The following is a 21,123-nucleotide window of genomic DNA, read 5'->3' as shown; positions in this document are numbered from 1 at the left end:
TGGCCTAAAATATTACCTTTAAAATCTGTATAAATTTCCATCATATTGTTTGTTCTAAATTTATAGCCATTTATTTTTTTATCTACTTCTACAATAGCTGCATTTGGTTGTACTGCTTGTACTTTTGCAATAATTTCTTTTGGGATAAATCCTGTTGGAATGCTTTTGTATTTACCATCAACTTCTTTCCAGTCTCCATTGATGATAAAGTCAATTTCAGTCCCATCGACTAAATTTACTTCATAAGAATCTACATCTTGTTTTACATAACCTACATTTACACCTTTAAAATGAGTGTTTAAAAACTCTTGAGCTTTTTGAGGTAGAGCATTTGGACTTACAACCATATCTGCAAACATAGAACTTGCACAAACTAAACTAGCTAACATTAATTTTATTTTCATTTTTTCTCCTTTAAATAAAAGTAAAAAATGATATTAACTGCTTGTGAAATTTATGTGAATTTAATTTTTAAAACCAACTATTTTATTTTTATCAAATGAAGATTCTATTTCTTTTTCTATTGTATGTAAAAAATCACTCATTTTAAAAACACCATCCTTAGAAATAGCTGCTTTCAAAGCTGTATTTTTAACTACCATAGCAATTTGAGCTCCACTTAGCTCATACAAAGCAAGGTTTTTTAAATCAAAATTATCATCAAATTTAGCATTTTTAGGTAAAGCTTTTTGCCATATCATCAAGCGTTGTTCGTAATTTGGCTTTTTAAATTCTATTTTATATTCAAATCTTCTTGAAAAAGCCACATCTAAACTTTCTAAAAAATTAGTCGTAGCTATAATAACTCCACTAAAACGCTCAATTTGTTCTAGAAAAATATTTTGCATTTGATTGTGCATTTTATCAGCACCGCCACTACTTTCTACCCTAGTACTTAAAAATTGATCAGCTTCATTTAAAAGCAAAATAGGACTTTGTTTGCTTGTTTGACAAAGCTCTTTATAAGTATCAAAAATTTTTCTTACATTTTGCTCACTCTCGCCCACATATTTGCTTAAAATTTTAGAACAATCAAAACTCAAAATAGATTTTTTCATAGCTTTTGCCATACTTAGCGCACTCATAGTCTTACCCGTGCCAGCAGGACCATAGAAAATTATCTTAGCTTCTATGTTTTTATTTGTTTTTATACCCCATTTATTTAATCTTTCTAAAACCTTTTTATCTTGTTGTTTTAATATACTTTCCAATAGATCTTTAGTGCTTTGGGGCATAATAACATCATCTATATTAATATTTGGCTCAATTAGCTCAAAAATATCTTGTTCTTTAACTAAATTTTGAAGTTTAATTTTTTTATTCTTCTTTGGTTCTTTAAAATTAATAATTCTTTGTAAAATATCATCACTTAAATAAAAAATCTTAGTTATATCACCCAAAGAATTAACAAATTCATCATATTCTAAAAGATTTGAACTAAGTAGCTTAGAATCTTCTTCTAGTAAGACTTTGTTTTCTTGTTTTTGAATATCATCTTCGCTAATTAAATGAAGTAAAAAATTAAAATCTCTGCTATAAGAATTTTCAGTATTTAGCAAATACTCTTCTTTTAATAAACTAATAAATATCAAACATTCTTTATCGTTTAAAGCATACTCTTTAAAAATATCTGCCAAAACATTAGAAATTTTACTCTTTTTTAAACGCTCTTTAATATATGCTTCAAATATAGCTATATCTTTTTTAATATTCTTACTTTGAGAGCTTTTAGCAAAAAAACGCAATCTTTGATATAGCTCGATTTTAAAAAATTCATCTTTTAAATATGCAATATGATCTTCATAAATTTGATCTTGCATAAAATCTTGTATAGTTTTATTTTCTAAAATTTGTAAAAAAACCTCACTTAAACTTAACTCGCATTGTAACAAATTTAAAAATAAACTTGAGTTTTTACTCGATTTAAAATCAGAAAAAATTTGAATAATAAAACCTTTTTCTATAAGATTTTTAAGATCTTTTAAATGATCTAAATACTCATATTCATCATTTTTAAAAACTTCACTAAGAAGATTATAGGCATTAATGCTTACATTTGCTTGTAAATAATTTTTACACAAATGCTTTAAAATTAAAATTTCATCTTCACTGCATTGTAAGTTTTTATAAATATTGCTTTTAAAAGTATCATTAAGAAAAAGTTTTAAATCTTTCATATTTTCCTTTATATTGATTTTATGCTAAATTTAATTTTAGATTTTTTGTCACTAAAACTCATATTTTTATCACAAACCTCATAAAAAATATCATAATTTTTGCTTATAATATTTTGAGTAAAACCACAAGAGGTAATTTGCTTATTTTTCCCATAAAAAATAGGTTTTTTGTAAATTAAATCTTGCAAAAAATCATCATAATATTCATAATTAAAAAATCTTTTATTAAAAAAAGTTTTTGCATAACATACACCATTAATGCAAATTTTATCCATGATTTTTAACTCAAGTAAAGCCTTAGAGGCACTATAAAGTTCTAAACTTGTAAAATTTTTTCCCTCATATAAAAAGCCATAATCAGCAAATCTAAATTGAGGGGTTTTTAAAACAATATAAGCACTTTGTGATTGTGTTTTACTTTTTAAAGCACAAGAGCTTAAAAAAACACACACAAAACACAAAAAAATTATTTGAAGTAACTTTATCATTTAAGGTTTTTAAAACTAAGATTAAGTTCTAAATTGAGTTCTTTTACTATTTTCATCACGCTTTGTAAATCATCAATTTGCTTACCAACTACGCGAATTTCATTGCCTCTAATACTTGAAGTTACCTTTAGCTTACTATCTTTTATAGCTTTATTAATCTTCTTAGCACTATCAGCATCAATGGCATCATTAACTTTTAAATTCAATCTAAAATTTGCTCCACTCTCCCTGTTTAACTCTTTAATACCATTAGGATTAATCCCTCTTTTGATAAGTTTTGAAATGACAATATCTTTTAGCACTTCAATTTTTGCTTCACTTGAACAAGTAAGCTTATAAATACTTTCTTTTTCATTTAGCTCTATTTCACTTTTAATGCCTTTTAAATCATATCTGCTATCAAGCTCTTTTTTAGCTTGCTCTAAAGCATTTTTTAGCTCTTGTTTGTCAATTTCCCCACTAATGTCAAAACTATGTTCATTTGCCATTTTCTATAAACTCCTTAAGATTATTAAATACGATTTGGACTAAATTTTGTATGGATTCTTCACTAGCCCATGCAACATGTGGAGTGATAATTAAATTTTCTTTATTTTTTATATTAAGCAAAGGATGATTTTCAACCATAGGTTCTACTTCAAGCACATCAAGCCCTACTCTAATATTTTTTTCATCCATAATTTGAGCTAAATCTACTTCATTAATAATCCCACCACGACCTACATTAATTAAAATGGCCTCATCTTTTAAAAGCATTAATTCTTTCTTGCTTAATAAATTTTTTGTTTTTTCATTTAAAGGTGCATGGATACTTATCACATCAGAAGTTTTTAAAAGCTCTTCAAGGCTTACTTTCTCATATGTATCATCATTATTAACCCCTGAGGTAGAATAATAACAAACATTTGCTCCAAATATTTGCGAAGCCTTAGCTACCTCTTTACCTATAACTCCAAGCCCTATAATACCATGTTTTTTTCCTGTTAGAGTATGTAAAGTTCTACTAAAATCAGTGAATATTGGGCTTTTTACCCAAAGCCCTTGTTTGGTCCATCCATCATAATATGGGATTTGATTTAAAAAAGCAAAAAGCAAAGCAAATGTATGACTTAAAACACTTTTGGTAGAATACCCGGCTGCATTTTTTACTATTATACCTTTAGAATTTGCATAAGCTACATCTATATTATTTACCCCTGTGCCAAGCTGCAAAATGAGCTTTAAATTGGTGTTATCTATAACTTCTTGATCAATGATGACTTTATTTATCATCACAACTTGCGCATCAGATATTCTTGAGATAACCTCATCTTTAGATGTAAGTTCATAACTTATAAATTCCCCAATACTTTCAAAAGCTGTTAAATCAGTTCCACCTAAAGTAGCAGCATCTAAACATACTATTTTCATTTTTTATCCTTTAACAATGTGCCCTACAAATTTAGAATAATTATCAAGCACCAAACCACCTTTTCTAAAACCTAAACCACAACCCTCATAAGCAAAGAAAACTCCTGCTTGATAATAATCATTTTCATTTTGATTAAACTCAGCAAATTCTTGATACACAAAACGATTGTTTTGATAATCTCCACTTATTTCAAAACTTATATCTCCATTAGCTTCTATAATAGAAACATTTGCTCCTTCTCTACCAAAAACAGGCTTTTTAACACATTTTTTACCCACTAAAGGTTCATCACTTGTTTCAAGCAATAAAGGATGATTTGGATAAAGCTCCCATAAAATTTTCATTATACCCTTGCTTTGAAAAAGTAAAGTATAAGCAGGATTTAAAATAATTGCTTTTTGATTTTGCATAATTTGAGTTAAGAGCATAGCAAGTTCACCCTCTTCTATAGCTATACTTTCCCAAGGAATGAGTTTGAAAAAATACTCAAAATTTACGTCATTTTTAAAAATTCCTTCGGGTGAAAATTCTACCTCATCAATATAAGAAAATTCACTCTCAAAACCAGCTTCACTAGCAATGTGTGCTAAAAGTTTTGTTGTAATCATATCCTCATCACTACCTGCAATTGAAGAAAACAATATTTTCCAACCTTCATAATATTTTTCAAATTCACTTACATCTTCTTCTAAGGTTATAAGTCTTTTAAAATTATCTCTTAAAGCTTCATATATATTATTAAATTGCGAGCTTTCATCTAGGTTGTTTTGCTTTAAAATAGCCCATTGCAAAATAGCACTTTCAAATAAAGATGTTGGAGTATCAGCATTAAATTCTATTAGTTTTATAGGCTTACCATCAAGCCCACCTGCTAAGTCAAACCTACCATATAAATGCCAATGTACATCATTTTCCCAACTCATCTTAATCGCATCAACCAAATTAAAAGGAATTCCAAGCTCGTCAAAACGATCATTATCAATCACTTCTTGTGCAGCAGCTACAAACATATCATAAAGCTCATTAACTGCTTCGTAGTATGCATTTGCTTCATCTTCCCTTACACAAACTAAATTAGAATCTAAATAATCACTTCCATCATTATCCGTATGCCATGAAAAACCTATTTGCTCTAAATAAGATTTTTCTAAAGGATTTACTTTTAAAAAATTCATTTTTTCACCTTTTAAGAGCCAAAAGAATTTGTAGAACTTGAAGTAGCTTTAGAGCCACCACCAAAAAAGCCTGATTTTTTTGCATTTGATCCTGAAGTAGCACTTGTACTTGCTTTATTAAAGCTATTTACACTTCTTTGATAAGCACTTTGATTTGAAAATGCTCCTCTTTGTTGATTTGCAAAATTTTGATTGTTAAAAAGCTTTGAACCTATCCAACTTCCCAAAATAGCTCCAGCTGCACTCGCAAGCAATGTCTCACCTAAAGAAAGCCCACCGCTACTCATTTGAGCATTGTTTGGATTTGTTAAATTTGAAGTACCATTGTCTATTTTAGCGGCTTCTTCTTGGATTAATTTATCCATTTCTTCTTTGCTTAAAACCCTTTCAGTTCCATCAAGTTGTTTTAAGACCACCCTAGTTTCATCACTTGGAAATTGATCTTTGATTTTGTATTGATTTGGAGCGGTTTCTTCAATAATAACAAAGGCCCCTTGAGTATTTGCCGCTTGACTTAAAGCGTTATTGCTAGAATCATTTGTATTATTACTACATGCACTTAAAGCACCTGCACTAATTGCAGCAATACCACTTATCATACTAAGTTTGAGTATAGTTTTAATGTGTTTCATAATCTTTCCTATAAAAATTTATAAATTTAACTTAATAAGATTTTAACAAAAAAAGTATTAATAAAAATTAATTGTTTTAGTTTATCATAGTCATTAAATTGCTACTTAAAATAAACACAGCAAAAGCAAAAAATATAAAAGCACTTAGATAATCAATAAGTTTTAAATTCTTTTGATAAATTCTTACCATAAATGGTTTAGAAAATAATAAAGAAATCAAAGAAAAATAAATTACAGTTTCTAAAATCAAAACAAATATCAAGACTATCAGCATCCATCGCATTTGTGTAAAATCAAAACTTGCAAAAACACTGGCGAAATAAAAAATTGCTTTAGGATTAGATAAATTTGTAATCATTCCACTTAAAAATGCAGATATATAAGTTTTTTGAACTTTAATTTTATCATTTTTTGTATTCTTGTAAATCTTAAAAGATAAATACAAAAGATAAAATGCTCCAAAACTTGATAGTATAATTTGTAAAAATGGGAATGTATGAAAAACGACATTTAATCCGAGTATAGAAAGTATAATCCATATACTAACAGCTAAACTTACTCCCAAGCTTGCCTTTAAAGCACTTTTAACCCCTTCTCTTAATGCATATGAACTTACTAAGAAAAAATCAGGTCCTGGTAAAATAAGTCCGAAAAAATGAATGATTATAATCCAAAAAAACATAAATATTTTAACGAAGAAAGCCGATTTCTCGGCTTTTTGGTATTAGAGTCTTGACTCGTAGCGTCTAAGCATATAAAGTCTTTTAAGCATTTTTTTGCGTGCTGAAATTTTTTGTTTTTTGCGAATTTCAGTCATAGGCTCAAAAAATCTTCTAGCGCGAACTTCAGTAACAACTAGATTTCTATCTACTTGTTTTTTGAATTTTCTATACGCTTCGTCAAAAGACTCATTAGGATGTACCTTGATTCCTGGCACGACCCTCACCACCTTTCTTTAAATAAATTTTAAAACAAAGATTATATCATAATTTTCTTGAAAATAAAACTTATTTTTGTAATAATTATATAAATAAAAATTAAATATAAATTATTAATTAAGACAAAGTTTGATTTAATTTTTCTAATACTACAATATAAAGAAATATTTCTAAGGAAAATAAAATGAATGCTCACATCACAAACTATACTAAAAAAAGATATATAGCTTATATCATTTCTATGATTATTTTTATAGCACTACCTTTTATAAAAATAAATGGAAATCATTTCTTTTTATTAAGCTTTGATCATAAAAAACTTAATTTATTTTTTATCGCTTTTGATACTCAAGAGCTGTATTTAATGCCTTTTGTTATCATGGGTATGTTTTTAACTATACTTTTTGTTACTACTTTAGCAGGAAGAATTTGGTGTGCTTGGAGCTGTCCTCAAACTATTGCTAGAGTTATTTATAGAGATCTTTTACAAACAAAAATCTTTAAAATTCATAAAAGCACTGCAAACAAACAAAAACAAGCTGAGGGATTTTTCGTCAAAAAAGCTTTAAGTATTGTGATTTTTTATCTTTTTTCATTGTTAATGATGAGTGCATTTTTATGGTATTTTGTACCACCTGAAGATTTTTTTACATACATTCAAAATCCTGCTGATCATTTATTACTTTTAGGGATTTTGTTTTGTGCTTCTTTGGCTTTTACTTTTGATATAGTATATTTGGGTGAAAAATTTTGTGTTTATGTATGTCCTTATGCAAGAATTCAATCTGTAATGTTTGATAATAACACCGTTCAAGTAATATATGATGATAAAAGAGGAGGTATGATTTATGATGGACATACCAAACTTTATCAAAAGCCACCACAAGGTGAATGTATAGGATGTGAAGCCTGTGTAAAAATTTGTCCTACACATATAGATATACGCCAAGGAATGCAACTTGAGTGTATTAATTGTCTTGAATGTGCCGATGCTTGTTCAAAAGTTCAAGCCAAATTTAATCGTCCTAGCTTAATTAATTGGACTAGTGCAAAAGCTATTGAAACAAGGGAAAAAGTAAAATATTTTAGATTTAGAACTATTGGATATTTAGTTGTTTTGTGTGGTGTTTTTGTGGCTTTAGTTTTAATGGGAAGTAAAAAAGAAAATATGCTTTTAAATATCAACCGCTCTAGCGAGCTTTATCAAATCAGAAAAACCCATGATGGAGAATTAATTATTAGTAATGCTTATGTATTTTTATTTCAAAACACCGATAATAAAACTCATGAGTATTATTTTGATGTGAAATTACAAGGCATTGAAGATGGCTTAGAAATCATTAGACCTAAAAAATCTTTTAAACTAAAAGCTGGCGAAAAAGATAAACATATAGTTGTTTTAAAAGCTACTAAAAAACTAGCCGATAATGATAGAAAAGACACTGTAATACCATTAACCATCAAAGCCTATGCACTTGATGATAAAAATATTGTCATATTACGCGAGAGTAATTTTGTATATCCTAAAAATTCTATCATAGAGCATAAAAAATACTAAAATGAAAAAAAGAATTTCTTCAAAATCTCAAGCAAGGCTTGAAAAAATCAAACAAATCGCTGCGGAGTCATTTTTAAAAAATGGCTACGAAGCAACTAATCTTAAAGATATTATCAAACAAGCTGGTGGATCTTTTTCTTGCGTATATGAGCATTTTAAAAGTAAAGAAGGTTTATTTGAAGCGGTTTTAAATGATTTTGCAGAAAATCATTTTTTAGCTATTTTGAAAAAAAATATGCGACTTTCACCTGATGCTAATTTAGAAGAATTCTTATATCAATTTGCAAAAGCTTATTTAGGGATTTTTAACGACACCAAAACTATAGCTATAGTAAGACTTTTGTATTCTGAAATTTATAATGAAAAATTTGATTTTGGAAAATGGTTTAAAGGAAGCAATAGAAAAGAAGTAGAATATGTTCTTCGAAAAAGATTTGAAGAAGAAAATGAAATTTTAGCTCAAAATGCTGAATTTTTAAGTTATACTTTTTGCGCTATGCTTAGAGGGACATTTTTTATACAAAGCACTTTTGAAAATAAAGTTTCAATGAATAAAAAAGAACAACAAAGCCACGCAAAAAAAATCGTAAAGCTTTTTACTCAAGGTCTTGTTAATTTTAATTAACTAAAGATTGATAAAATAGTATTTATTAATTTTGTAATATAAATTACTTTTTATTTAGCTAAATAAATAACTTAAGGAAACAAATGAAAACAAAACTTTTAACTCTAGCTTGCGCTTCTCTTATCTTTATAGCATGTTCAGATGATAAGAATGCACAAGTTAAACAACTCCCTCCTCAACCTGTTAGTATTATGACTATGCAAAGTGCTAATTTACCTTTAGAATTTACTTATCCTGTGAGATTAAGTACTGAATTAGATGTAGTAGTCAAACCTAAAGTAAGCGGTGAAATCAAAGCAAAATACTTCAAAAGTGGTCAAGCTGTAAAAAAAGGCGATAAGCTTTTTCTTATAGAACCTGACAAATACCAAGCAAGTGTAAATATGGCTTATGGAGAAGCTTTGGTAGCAAGAGCTAATTTTGATGATGCTGAAAAAAATTTTAAAAGAGATAGTATTTTAATAGAAAAAAATGCTATTTCGCAAAAAGAATTTGATGCAAGTTTAGCTAAATTTAACTCCACAAAAGCTAATCTAGAAAGCGCTAGAGCAAAACTTGCTAATGCAAGATTAGACTTAAAATACACCATAGTAAGTGCTCCTTTTGATGGAATTTTAGGTGATGCATTAATGGATGTGGGTGATTATGTAAATGCTTCATCTACTGAACTTGTACGCATTACAAACATTAACCCAATTTTTGCAGATTTTTATATTTCTGATGTAGATAAAATCAATATGAATAAAAATATTCAAAGCGGCAATTGGAAATTAGAAAATATCCAAGTACAAGCTAATGTTGGTGGAGAACTTTTCAATGGAAAATTATATTTCGTAGATAGCGTTATAGATACTCATAGTGGTGGAGTAAAAGCAAAGGCTATTTTTGATAACAACAATTCAAACTTAATGCCTGGCTCTTTTGCAAATGTTCATGTTGGTGGTTTTGTTCAAAAAGATGGTTTTGAAATTCCTCAAGTTGCGCTTTTGCAAGATGATAGTGCTACTTATGTTTATACCCTTGTAGATGGAAAAGTAGTTAAAACTATTGTTAATGTTATTTATCAAACTTCTGATAAAGCAATTATTGATAAGGGCTTAAAAAATGGGGATAAAGTGATTTTAAATAACTTCAAAAAAATCCGTCCTGGTGCAAGTGTTAGCGTAATGGAGAATAAATAATGTTTTCTAAATTCTTTATAGAAAGACCTGTATTTGCTTCTGTTGTAGCTATTATCATTTCTTTAGCAGGTATTATAGGACTTTATTCTTTACCCGTGGAGCAATATCCTTCCTTAACTCCACCCGTTGTTAAGGTAAGTGCAACTTACTCAGGAGCTGATGCTCAAACGGTGGCTCAAACGGTGGCTATTCCTCTTGAAGATGCAATCAATGGGGTTGAAAATATGATTTATATGGATTCAACTTCAAGCTCTTCAGGAGATATGAGCTTAAGTGTATATTTTAATATAGGTACAGATCCTGACCAAGCAACAGTTGATGTTAATAATAGAATTTCAGCTGCTATGGCAAAACTACCTGAAGATGTTAAAAAAACTGGTGTTAGTGTAAGAAAAACTGGTTCAAGTATATTAGAAGTTGCTACTTTATATTCTCCTGATGGCTCTATGGATTCACTCGAAGTGTATAATTATGCTGCATTAAATATTTTAGATGATCTTGCTAGGGTTCCTGGTGTGGGTAATGCCGTAGCTATTGGTGCAAGAAATTATTCTATGAGAATTTGGCTTAATCCTGATTTATTAAACAAATATCAAGTTACTGCAACTGATGTTATTGCTGCAGTTAGCGAGCAAAATGCTCAATATGCTACTGGTAAGATAGGTCAAGAACCTGTGGTGGAAAGATCTCCTTATGTGTATTCAGTAACTATGCAAGGAAGATTAAAAAATACTAAAGAATTTGAAGATATTATCATAAGAGCAAATAGTGATGGCTCTTTTTTAAGACTTAAAGATGTAGCCGAAGTTTCTTTAGGATCAAGAGAATATACTTTTAAAGGTAGATTAAACGGAAATGACGCTACTCCTATTTTGATTTTCTTACAAACCGGAGCAAATGCTGTAAATACAGCAGAATTAGTGCAGAAAAAATTTGAAGAACTTTCTAAAAATTTCCCTGAAGGATTAACTTATAAAGTGCCTTATGATACAACTATATTTATTAAAGCTTCCATTAAAGAAGTGGTAAAAACTTTCTTTGAAGCATTAATTTTAGTTGTAATTGTAATGTATTTGTTCTTAAAAAATTTCCGCTCAACTATTATACCAATGATTGCTGTTCCTGTTTCTATTTTGGGAACTTTTGCAGGATTATATGTCTTAGGTTTTAGTATCAATCTACTTACGCTTTTTGCCTTAGTATTGGCTATTGGTATTGTTGTTGATGATGCAATTATAGTAGTTGAAAATATCGATAGAATTATGCATGAAGATCCAAATATAAGCATAAAAGAAGCAGCTATTAAAGCTATGGATGAAGTTGCTGCACCTGTTGTTTCTATAGTTCTTGTACTTTGTGCGGTTTTCATACCCGTTTCATTTATATCAGGTTTTGTGGGAGAAATCCAAAAACAATTTGCCATAACCTTAGCAATATCTGTTACTATATCAGGCTTTGTAGCTTTAACACTAACTCCTTCTTTATGTGCAATTTTTTTAAGAAGAAATGAAGGTGAACCTTTTTACTTTGTGAAAAAATTTAATGATATTTTTGATTGGTCTACCGAAGTTTTTGGTGCTGGTGTGGCTTATATACTTAAAAGAACAGTGCGTTTTATGTTAATTTTTGTAATCTTTTTGGGTGGTTTATATGGACTTTTCAAACTTGTTCCAAATTCACTTGTTCCAAATGAAGATCAAGGAAACTTTTTAACTATTGTCAATCTACCCGCAGCATCTTCGCTTAATAGAACTACTCAATCAATGGATGCTATGGCAGAAGAAATCCGCAAAAATGAGAATGTAACTAATGTGGTAGGACTTATAGGCTATGATCTTTTTACAGGTTCTTTAAAAGAAAATTCTGGCGCAATGTTTGTTAATTTGAAAAATTGGGATGATAGAGATATTAGTAGTTTTGATTTAGTTGGATCTTATAACAAACAATACTTCTTAAATCCAAATTTTCAAACTTTCTTTGTTAATCCACCACCAATCCAAGGTTTAAGCTTAACTGGTGGTTTTGAGATGTATGCACAAAATCGTAGCGGAAAAAGTTATGATCAAATTCAAGTTGATGTAAATAAATTAGTTGAAGCAGCAAACAAGCGTCCCGAACTTCACAATGTAAGAACAACGCTTGATACTAATTTTCCGCAATTAAAACTAGAAATTGATCGCGATAAAGTAAAACTTTATGGTTTAAATTTAGCTGATGTATTTAGCACTCTAAATGCCACCATAGGAACTTATTATGTAAATGATTTTTCTATGCTTGGAAAAAATTATCGTGTAAATATAAGCGCAATTGGAGATTTTAGAAATACTCAAAATGCTTTAAAAAACATCTTTGTTAGATCAAAAGATGGTTCTATGATAGCTCTAGATAGCGTTTTAACATTACAAAGAAGTGTTGGTCCTGATGATGTAAAACGCTTTAATATGTTTCCATCGGCTTTAGTGCAAGGTGATCCTGCTCCTGGCTATACTTCAGGACAAGCCATTGATGCAATTGCACAAGTGGCAAAAGAAACTTTAGGAGAGGATTATTCTATTGCTTGGTCAGGTTCAGCTTATCAAGAAGTTACAAGTAGCGGTGCTGGACAAATAGCATTTATGCTAGGACTATTATTTGTATTTTTAATTCTAGCAGCACAATATGAAAGATGGCTCATGCCTTTAGCAGTAATTACGGCTGTGCCTTTTGCAGTATTTGGTTCTTTGCTTTTTGTATGGCTTAGAGGATTAGAAAATGATATATATTTTCAAACGGGACTTTTACTTTTAATAGGCCTTTCTGCTAAAAATGCCATTTTAATTGTTGAATTTGCTATGGAAGAGCATCTTAAAAAAGGAAAGAGTATTTTTGAAGCTTCTATTAGTGCAGCAAAATTGAGATTTAGACCTATTGTAATGACTTCATTGGCATTTATTTGTGGTATTTTACCGCTTTTCTTTGCATATGGAGCAGGAAGTGCAAGCCGCCATGCGATAGGTACAGGTATTATAGGTGGTATGATAGCAGCTTCTACTATAGCCATTTTCTTTGTACCTTTATTTTTCTATTTACTAGAAAGTTTTAATAAATGGCTTGATAAAAAAAGAGGTAAAATCAATGCGTAAGTTAATAATTTTTGCAAGTTGTTTTTTAATAACAGCTTGCAGTTTAAAACCAAATTTAGAAATTAAAGATGTAAATTACACTAAAAGCTTAGATCAAAACATTAGCATTAACAAACAATGGTGGAAAGCTTTTGATGATAATTATTTAAACACCTTAGTCGATCAAGCTTTAAAAAAAAATAACGACTTGCAAATTGCATATATGAATTTACAAAAAGCTTATGAGGCTTTAGGTATAGCAAGAAGCGATCTACTTCCTAAACTAGATGGAAGTGCTAGCGGAGCAAGAGCAAAAACTAGCATCAATGCTCCAAGCAACAAAAGTAATGAATTTGTCTATGGCAATGATTTTAATATGGGTTTAAATTTAAGTTATGAAGTAGATTTATGGGGTAAATACAGAGATACTTATAATGCTTCAAAAGCAAAATTACAAGCTAGTGAGTTTGACTATGAAAGTGCAAGATTAAGCTTAATTTCTAATGTAGTAAAAACTTATTTTAATCTAGCAAGCTTAAGTGAGCAAGTAAAAATTTTAGAAGAAACAACCCAAAGTTATCAAAAAACTTATGAGTTAAAATTAGAGCATTTTAAACTTGGAGTAATTAGTGAGTATGAGCTTAACAAATTTAAAGCTGAACTTGAAAATTCAAGAGTTTTACTCACAAATGCTAAAATTCAAAAAGAAGCTAATACCAAAGCTTTAAAAATCTTAACTTCAAATGATATTGATGATATACTTTATAATAGCATAGAGTATAAAAAAATAGGACAATACGAGCTTAGCATACCTGAAGGTATTGGTAGTGAAATTTTACTTCAAAGACCTGATATACAAGCTAGTTTAAAAATTTTAGAAGAAAAAAACTATCTTGTTGGAGTAGCCAGAACTGCATTTTTACCAAACCTTTCTTTAACAGGACTTTTGGGTTTTCAAAGTAATGATTTAGATCTTTTAGTTAAACATGGAAGTAATACTTGGAATGTAGCTGGAAATTTTGCAATGCCGATTTTTCATTGGGGTGAGATTATGAATAATGTTAATATCGCAAAACTTACCAAAGATGAAGCTTTTTTACAATATGAAAATACCTTAAAAACAGCCTTTGGGGAAATAAGACTTGCTTTATTTAACCGCCAAAGCTATTATGAAAATGAGCAAAATTATAAAAATTTATTTCTAGCTCAAAGTAAAATTTATGAAATTTCTACCTTAAGATATGAAAATGGCGTGATTAATTTAGCTGATTTTTTACAAGATCAAAGAAATTACCTAAATGCTAAACTTTCTTACACTAACTCATCTTATGAGCTTGCAAATTCCATTGTAGATGTTATGAAAGCCTTTGGTGGTGGATTTAACGCTAAAGAAGAATCAAAAGAAAATATCAAAGCTATGGAAGAAAACTTAAAAGAAAACTTTTATAACAACTGAGCCTTAAGGCTTAGTTGTTAATGCATTTGAATTTGAATTCTTTGATTAAAATTATTATTTCCTCTATCTTTTGGGCTATTATGCTCAAAACGATAACGCATATTACCTGAAACATTAACATCTTGAAAAATTTCATCTAAAGGTGCAGAATTTGACACGCTTATAAGCCCTAATAAAAATATAAAAAATGCTATAAAAATATTTTTCATTATAAAGCCTTTGTAAAAATATGATACAATTATAGTCTTTTTAAATAACTACAAAATGAAATTTTTAGGAAAAATATGAATTTTTTACAAAACTTAGCTCTTTCTTACTCACATAAAGCCATGCAAAAATCTTTAGAGAATGGTTTTGATGTGAAACTTTTAAAAGAAGGACAAGAAAAAAAAGTTAATCCAAAAAAAACTTATATGCTCTATGCTCATATACCATTTTGTCATACTTTTTGTCCATATTGTAGTTTTCATAAGTATTATTATAGTGAAGATTTAGCAAAAAGATATTTTGAAAGCTTAAGAGAAGAAATCAAACAAATCAAAGACAAAGGATTTGATTTTACTTCTATGTATGTGGGTGGTGGTACTACTTTAATTAATGAAGAAGAACTTGCTAAAACTTTAGAACTTTGCAAAAAATTATTTAATATTAAAGAAATTTCTTGTGAGAGCGATCCTAATCATATCGAACCTAAAAAGCTAGAAATGTTTAAAGGGCTTATAGATCGTTTAAGTTGTGGTATACAAAGTTTTGATGATGATACTTTAAAAAAAGTAGCAAGGTATCATAAATTTGGCTCAAACAAAGAGCTTCAAGAAAAGCTTTCTAAAGCTATAGGCGTGCTTCCTATTATGAGTCTTGATTTGATTTTTAACTTTCCTTCTCAAACTAAAGAGCAATTACTCAATGATTTAGAAATAGCCAAAAATTTAAAACCTCAACAAATCACAACTTATCCTTTAATGAAATCAAACCTCACAAAAGATAATATCGCAAAAACTCTAGGAGTAAGTTTTAAAGATAATGAATTTGAGTTTTATAAAATCATTATAGATTTTTTCAAAGATTATGAAAGAAATAATGCATGGTCATTTTCTTTAGAAAAAAGTAGCTTTAATGATGAGTATGTAAGTAGCCATCATGAGTATTTAGGCGTGGGAAGTGGGGCTTTTAGCTTTTTAGATGGAGAGCTTTTAATCAATGCTTTTAATTTAAATGATTATTCTAAACTCATCAAAGAAAAACAAAATGCTAATATCGCTAAAGCTAATTTTAGCAGAAAAGAAATCATCAAATATGTCTTTTTAACTGAAATGTTTGCCGGTAAAATCGAGATCGATAAATTTAATAAAACCTTAGAATGCAACCTAGAAAAAGATCTTTTCATAGAACTTTTAGGTCTTAAGCTAAGCAAGGCTATAAAAAAAGAAAATAACACTTTATACACAAGTGAATTTGGGCGTTATTTGTTTATGGTATTAATGAAAGATTTTTACACCGGTATGGATTTAGTGCGTGCTGTATTTAGAGATAATAAACGCTTACAAGATAAAGAACACATTAATATCATGCAAGAAAATGTTGATCCACTTGATTTTAAAAGTATGGAGTTTAAAGGATAAAAAGCCTTTAAAGGCTTTTTACTAAAATGGTCTTACCACCATCATAATAGCAATAATTATAAATAATATCGTTGGAATTTCATTATAAGCTCTAAAAAATTTCCCACTCTTTTTGCAAGTATCATTTTGAAGTTGTTTTAAATAATAATAATTTTGCAAATGATAAATAATCAAAAGCAAAGCACAGGTTAATTTAGCATGCATAAATCCTGATCCAACCATCAAAACTTTATTTACATGCAACATCAAACTTCCACTTATTAAAGTTACTATCATCGCAGGAGTTTGGATATAAAAATACAATTTTCTTTCTTGAATTTTTACCACTTCTACAAAGCCTTTATTATCTTTATGCTCTGTATGATAGACAAAAAGTCTTGGTAAATAAAACAATCCAGCCATCCAAGAAACAAAAGCTAAATAATGCACCATTTTAATCCACAAATACCAGTCAGTTAAAAAATCTAACATTTTTCTCCTTTTTTATTAAAAATTTCTTTTATTAAAATCAAAGCTACACTAATGTTTATCATCACATCAGCTAAATTAAACACAGCAAATTCAAACCACTTATGCCAAAATACAAAATCCACCACACCTATATGCACAAAACGATCAAGTAAATTTGAACACCCAGCAGATAGCATAATAGCAAAAGCGATCGAATGTGTTTTAAAAAATTCTTTTTGATAAAGCAAATACACAAACAAAGCCAAAATAAAAACAAGTTGTATGTATTTTAAATACTCTCCTAAAAATGCAAACATTGAAAAGGCTACACCAGTATTATAGGTTAAAACTAAATCAAAAAATTCACCCCTATACTCAAGCCCTTGCAAAAACAAATACTTACTTACTTGATCTAGTATAAAAACTAAAGCAAAAACAAGCCAAAATTTTAAAGATAAAATTTTAAGCATTCAATGCTTTCATAAAAAAGCTTTCAACAGCTTTCATTTCTTTTTCTAAAAGCTTAATATCTTTTGCTTCAAGTAATAAGCGTATTAAATTTTCTGTACCTGAATACCTAAACAAACTAGCAATTCCTTTTTTTTCTAAATCTTTTTTCAACTCTTCTAAGCCTGCAAGCTTACTTAAGTCTTTTTTCTCTGAAATTTTAAGATTATGCAAAAGCTGTGGGTAAGGTTTAACTTGATTTAAAATTTCACTTGCACTTTTTGCTTCACTTAGCATTAAAGCACTAAATTGTAAAGCAGCTACCAAACCATCTCCAGTTTTTGCATAGTCACTAAAGATAATATGCCCACTCTGCTCACCACCAAAATTTCCACCGCATTCTTTGAGTTTTTCAAGTACATATTTATCGCCTACATTGCAAGTTTCATGTGTGATTTTATGTTTAGTTAAAAACTCTTTTAAAGCACCATTGCTCATTATAGTGCTAACTACACTTGATTTTAACTTGCCTTGTTTTTTCAAAAATAAAGCTAAAACACCCAAAAGACTATCTCCATGAGCTACTTCGCCTTTTTCATCTACAACAACCAAACGATCCGCATCCCCATCAAAAGCAAAACCCACATCTGCTCTAAATTTTTTTACTTCTAAAGCTAAATTTAAAGGATGTAAAGCCCCGCAATTTTCATTGATATTTAAACCATTTGGCTTATCATTGATCACAATCACATCTGCACCAAGTTCTTTAAAAACCGTAGGTGCTACCTTATAAGAAGCTCCATGAGCCACATCTAACACAACGCGTAAAGACTTTAAAGTCAGCTCTTTAGGAAAAGAATTTTTTATAGAAACAATATATCTTCCTATCACATCATCAATTCTTTTTGCTTGACCAATTTGTGATTTTGTTGTTCTTGCCTCTTCTATGAGTTTATCATTAAAATAAATTTCTTCTATTTTCGCTTCTGCTTGCTCATCAAGTTTATTTCCGTGTGCATCAAAAAATTTAATGCCATTATCATAGTAAGGATTGTGTGAAGCTGATATCATAATCCCTGCATCACAACGCATATCTTCAGTTAAAAACGCAATAGCAGGTGTTGGCATAGGGCCTATTTCTATAACATTATAACCTATAGAAGTAAGTCCTGAAACAATAGCATTTTCTATCATATAACCACTTCTTCTTGTATCTTTTCCTACTAAGATATTGTTTGTAAGGGCTTTGTCTTTAAAATAAATTCCAGCAGCCATAGCCAAACGCATTGCTAAAAATGAATCCAAAAACTCCCCCGCTTTACCGCGTACTCCATCTGTTCCAAAAAGTTTCATTTTTTTACCTTTATTTAAAATAATGCAATTATAGAAAAAAAAGTTAAGTAATGTATAAATATAAAAATTTTATAATACTCAGTTTTTTTAAAATACTTACCAAAATTAAAAATCAAAATTTATTTTTTAAGGAAAATTATGAAAAAAATTATTGCAGGAATCGTCCTTTTAACAACACTTGTTGTTTTATTTTTCATTTCAACTTCTTATGTTAGCTCTGTCAATGAAAAAATTTTTAATCACATAAGCAAAAGCACAGATTATTATGAAGTTAAAGATGTCAATTTTACTAAAAACTTTTTAGATTCTAAAGGAAGCTTTAAAATTTCATTCAATGATTTTTATATTTTTACAATTAATATTGATTTTTCAAATATTTTCTTTGTAAGTAATAATGCAAAAATTTCTATTATCAATGAAAATGAAGATATGAATGATTTATTTACAAACAAAGAAATTATGAAAATATTTGTTAATGTCAAAGCAAATGATAAAATAGCTATCAATGCTAAAATTAACGATATTAACACTACTAAAGATAATAAAACATTATTAGTTAAAAATTTTGATATAAATATCGATCTTAAAGAAGAATTTGTAAAAGAAATCCAATTAAATCTAAATCATTTTTTATTTGAGGATGATTATAATAAAATGGAATTGAAAAATGTTAAAATAGCTGAACTTCCTTTTGAAAATTTAAAACTCGAAGATATTTTCACTCCTGCACGCACTGGTGAGCAAAAAATCGACATAGAATTGATTGATTTAAAAGATGCAATAGTTAGCAAATTAAAGGCTAATGCAAAAACTCTTACAAATGCAAATAATGAATACGATGGCGCATTGAAATTTAGCATGGATAAATTCTCTCTACCTTCTAACAATCTTTCATTAGATAATATTAATATGGATATGAAATTGGTTAATATCTCTAAAAAAGCTTATGATCAATACCTAAAATCAGATGGAAATATTTTTTCACTAATGGTTTTATCAAATCAATTTTTACAAAGCAATCCAGAAATTTTCTTAAATGATTTTTCATTCTCAAAAGAAGAAAAGAAATTTCAAACAAAAGCTCAAGCTATAATCAAAGATAACAACATAAAAGCTCAAGCAAATATTAACTCTGAACTTCTTCCAAGCCAAATCATTCCTGAATTTAATAATTTTGATATGTATTTTGTAGATAACAATGGAAGTTATACGCTAGATTTTAGCTATGATGATAGTAACAAAAGTGATGTCAAAGCTATCCTTAATGGAGAAGAATTTAATCCAAACCTATAATGACAAATTTAAGCTTAACTTTTCGTCCTAAAACTTTAGATGAGGTTTTAGGACAAGAAAATTTAGTAGAAATTTTTAAAAAATTCATACAAGTTTCAAAACTCCCTCATAGTGTATTTTTTGGTCCAGCAGGTTGCGGGAAGACTTCTTTTGCAAGAGCAATAGCGTATGAGTATAAACTTGATTTTTATGAGTTTGATGGAGGGAATTTTAAACTTGAAGAGCTTAGAAAAATACTAAGTAATTATGAAAATTCTTTATATAAACCTTTGATATTTATTGATGAGGTACATAGGCTTTCAAAAACCCAGCAAGAAATGCTTTTAATCCCTTTGGAAAATCAAAAATGCCTTTTCATAGGCGCAAGCACTGAAAACCCTTACTTTACTTTAACTTCAGGCATAAGAAGCAGAAGTATGCTTTTTGAATTTAAAGGTTTAGAGTATAAAGACTTAGAAAAACTTGCCACAAAAGTGCAAGAAAAACTCCAATGTAAAATCGATGATGATGCTAAAGACTTTTTAATCACTTCTAGTGCAAATGATGCAAGAAGCTTTTTAAATTTATGTGAGTTTGCTTTGACTTTAGATAGCACTCATATCACACTTGAAACTTTAAAAAAATTAAGAGCAAATGTTTTAAGCGATGGCACTTCAAGTAAAGACACACACTATAGACTAGCTAGTTCTATGATAAAAAGTTTAAGAGGAAGTGATGTGGATGCGAGTTTGTATTATCTTGCGAGGTTGATTGATGGGGGTGAAAGTGCAGATTTCATCGCTAGAAGATTAGTGATATTTGCAAGTGAAGATATCTCAAATGCAAACCCACAAGCACTTAATCTAACCACAAGCACACTCATAGCAGTAAAAAACATAGGCTATCCTGAAGCTAGGATCATCTTAGCTCAATGTGTGGTATTTTTAGCAAGTTCGCCTAAGTCAAACTCAAGCTATCTTGCTATAAATGAAGCGCTAAATTATGTGCAAAACAACCCTGCATTAAAAATACTTCCTTATCTTGATAATAACAACCCACAAAGAAAAAACTACCTTTACCCACATGATTTTGGAGGATGGGTTAAGCAAAGATATCTAGAAAAAGATTTGAAATTTTATCATAGCAAAGGTATAGGTTTTGAAGCACAGCTAGATTTATGGTTAAATGATATGAAAAAAATTAAAAAGTGATTTTAAGCACAATGTAAAAATATTTT

21 protein-coding genes are annotated in these 21,123 nt (G+C 29.0%); 8 read left to right on the top strand and 13 right to left on the bottom strand.

The annotated features are described in order from the left end of the window. From L8W69_RS04230 to rpsU, 9 genes are all read right to left on the bottom strand, one after another. Positions 1 to 404, bottom strand: a 404-nt coding sequence (locus L8W69_RS04230; RefSeq protein WP_263666513.1) for a PepSY-like domain-containing protein, incomplete at its 3' end; no start/stop codon positions are given. A 60-nt stretch (positions 405 to 464) separates the two neighbouring features. Continuing rightward, on the bottom strand, positions 465 to 2,177 hold the full coding sequence (locus L8W69_RS04225) for an ATP-binding protein (protein ID WP_263666512.1): 1,713 nt from the start codon (positions 2,175 to 2,177) through the stop codon (positions 465 to 467). A gap of 8 nt (positions 2,178 to 2,185) precedes the next feature. Next, a complete protein-coding gene (locus tag L8W69_RS04220) occupies positions 2,186 to 2,665 on the bottom strand; it encodes a hypothetical protein (RefSeq protein WP_263666511.1) in 480 nt (159 codons plus the stop codon). Continuing rightward, positions 2,662 to 3,153 carry a YajQ family cyclic di-GMP-binding protein gene (locus tag L8W69_RS04215; RefSeq protein ID WP_133319059.1) on the bottom strand — a complete coding sequence of 164 codons (492 nt, stop codon included), beginning with the start codon at positions 3,151 to 3,153 and terminating at the stop codon, positions 2,662 to 2,664. Before L8W69_RS04215 ends, L8W69_RS04220 begins: the two co-directional genes overlap by 4 nt. Continuing rightward, positions 3,143 to 4,075, bottom strand: coding sequence for a D-2-hydroxyacid dehydrogenase (locus L8W69_RS04210; protein ID WP_263662732.1), 933 nt, complete (start codon positions 4,073 to 4,075; stop codon positions 3,143 to 3,145). Before L8W69_RS04210 ends, L8W69_RS04215 begins: the two co-directional genes overlap by 11 nt. A 3-nt stretch (positions 4,076 to 4,078) precedes the next feature. Beyond that, positions 4,079 to 5,251, bottom strand: coding sequence for a glutathionylspermidine synthase family protein (locus L8W69_RS04205; RefSeq protein ID WP_263666510.1), 1,173 nt, complete (start codon positions 5,249 to 5,251; stop codon positions 4,079 to 4,081). Between the two features lie 11 nt (positions 5,252 to 5,262). After that, positions 5,263 to 5,883 (bottom strand): UPF0323 family lipoprotein, encoded by a 621-nt coding sequence (locus L8W69_RS04200; RefSeq protein WP_133319062.1) that lies wholly within the window; start codon positions 5,881 to 5,883, stop codon positions 5,263 to 5,265. A gap of 76 nt (positions 5,884 to 5,959) precedes the next feature. Then, positions 5,960 to 6,565: a LysE family transporter gene (locus L8W69_RS04195; RefSeq protein WP_263666509.1), complete on the bottom strand. Its 606-nt coding sequence runs from the start codon at positions 6,563 to 6,565 to the stop codon at positions 5,960 to 5,962. A gap of 42 nt (positions 6,566 to 6,607) precedes the next feature. Then, positions 6,608 to 6,820, bottom strand: coding sequence for a 30S ribosomal protein S21 (gene rpsU / locus L8W69_RS04190; protein WP_002780697.1), 213 nt, complete (start codon positions 6,818 to 6,820; stop codon positions 6,608 to 6,610). A gap of 185 nt (positions 6,821 to 7,005) precedes the next feature. On the opposite strand from rpsU, the gene ccoG reads away from it, so the two are divergent. The 5 genes from ccoG (at position 7,006) to L8W69_RS04165 (ending at position 14,742) form a co-directional block, all read left to right on the top strand. After that, entirely contained in the window at positions 7,006 to 8,379 is a 1,374-nt protein-coding gene (gene ccoG, locus L8W69_RS04185) for a cytochrome c oxidase accessory protein CcoG (RefSeq protein ID WP_263666508.1), read from the top strand. A gap of 1 nt (position 8,380) precedes the next feature. Then, a complete protein-coding gene (locus tag L8W69_RS04180; RefSeq protein WP_133319065.1) occupies positions 8,381 to 9,004 on the top strand; it encodes a TetR/AcrR family transcriptional regulator in 624 nt (207 codons plus the stop codon). A gap of 83 nt (positions 9,005 to 9,087) precedes the next feature. Next, the gene (locus tag L8W69_RS04175) at positions 9,088 to 10,185 is read left to right on the top strand and encodes an efflux RND transporter periplasmic adaptor subunit (RefSeq protein ID WP_263666507.1); all 1,098 of its coding nucleotides are present in this window, start codon (positions 9,088 to 9,090) and stop codon (positions 10,183 to 10,185) included. Beyond that, the gene (locus L8W69_RS04170) at positions 10,185 to 13,307 is read left to right on the top strand and encodes an efflux RND transporter permease subunit (protein ID WP_220566942.1); all 3,123 of its coding nucleotides are present in this window, start codon (positions 10,185 to 10,187) and stop codon (positions 13,305 to 13,307) included. Before L8W69_RS04175 ends, L8W69_RS04170 begins: the two co-directional genes overlap by 1 nt. After that, positions 13,300 to 14,742, top strand: coding sequence for an efflux transporter outer membrane subunit (locus L8W69_RS04165; RefSeq protein ID WP_263666506.1), 1,443 nt, complete (start codon positions 13,300 to 13,302; stop codon positions 14,740 to 14,742). Before L8W69_RS04170 ends, L8W69_RS04165 begins: the two co-directional genes overlap by 8 nt. Positions 14,743 to 14,759: 17 nt before the next feature. On the opposite strand, the gene L8W69_RS04160 is transcribed toward L8W69_RS04165, so the two are convergent. Then, complete coding sequence (locus tag L8W69_RS04160; RefSeq protein WP_133319069.1) at positions 14,760 to 14,951, bottom strand: mini-MOMP protein; 192 nt, start codon at positions 14,949 to 14,951, stop codon at positions 14,760 to 14,762. Positions 14,952 to 15,026: 75 nt separating this feature from the next. Here L8W69_RS04160 and L8W69_RS04155 point away from each other — a divergent pair, with 75 nt between their 5' ends. Continuing rightward, positions 15,027 to 16,364 (top strand): coproporphyrinogen III oxidase family protein, encoded by a 1,338-nt coding sequence (locus tag L8W69_RS04155; RefSeq protein WP_263666505.1) that lies wholly within the window; start codon positions 15,027 to 15,029, stop codon positions 16,362 to 16,364. A gap of 21 nt (positions 16,365 to 16,385) precedes the next feature. On the opposite strand, the gene hemJ is transcribed toward L8W69_RS04155, so the two are convergent. Genes hemJ through glmM form a run of 3 tightly spaced genes read right to left on the bottom strand, consistent with a single transcriptional unit; the run spans position 16,386 to position 18,614 of the window. Continuing rightward, the gene (gene hemJ, locus L8W69_RS04150) at positions 16,386 to 16,835 is read right to left on the bottom strand and encodes a protoporphyrinogen oxidase HemJ (RefSeq protein WP_039629243.1); all 450 of its coding nucleotides are present in this window, start codon (positions 16,833 to 16,835) and stop codon (positions 16,386 to 16,388) included. Next, the gene (lspA, locus tag L8W69_RS04145; RefSeq protein ID WP_263666504.1) at positions 16,829 to 17,284 is read right to left on the bottom strand and encodes a signal peptidase II; all 456 of its coding nucleotides are present in this window, start codon (positions 17,282 to 17,284) and stop codon (positions 16,829 to 16,831) included. The genes hemJ and lspA overlap by 7 nt, the downstream gene beginning before the upstream one ends. Next, positions 17,277 to 18,614, bottom strand: coding sequence for a phosphoglucosamine mutase (glmM, locus tag L8W69_RS04140; RefSeq protein WP_039629248.1), 1,338 nt, complete (start codon positions 18,612 to 18,614; stop codon positions 17,277 to 17,279). The genes lspA and glmM overlap by 8 nt, the downstream gene beginning before the upstream one ends. Positions 18,615 to 18,752: 138 nt before the next feature. Here glmM and L8W69_RS04135 point away from each other — a divergent pair, with 138 nt between their 5' ends. Further along, positions 18,753 to 19,907 (top strand): YdgA family protein, encoded by a 1,155-nt coding sequence (locus L8W69_RS04135; RefSeq protein ID WP_263666503.1) that lies wholly within the window; start codon positions 18,753 to 18,755, stop codon positions 19,905 to 19,907. After that, positions 19,907 to 21,097, top strand: coding sequence for a replication-associated recombination protein A (locus tag L8W69_RS04130; protein WP_263666502.1), 1,191 nt, complete (start codon positions 19,907 to 19,909; stop codon positions 21,095 to 21,097). The genes L8W69_RS04135 and L8W69_RS04130 overlap by 1 nt, the downstream gene beginning before the upstream one ends. Positions 21,098 to 21,123 lie beyond the last annotated feature (26 nt).

This window comes from Campylobacter sp. CNRCH_2016_3089, assembly GCF_025772505.1.
Classification (GTDB): domain Bacteria; phylum Campylobacterota; class Campylobacteria; order Campylobacterales; family Campylobacteraceae; genus Campylobacter_D; species Campylobacter_D lari_D.
Note: the sequence above shows the minus strand (reverse complement) of the source record. Positions and strands in the feature narration are given on the sequence as shown.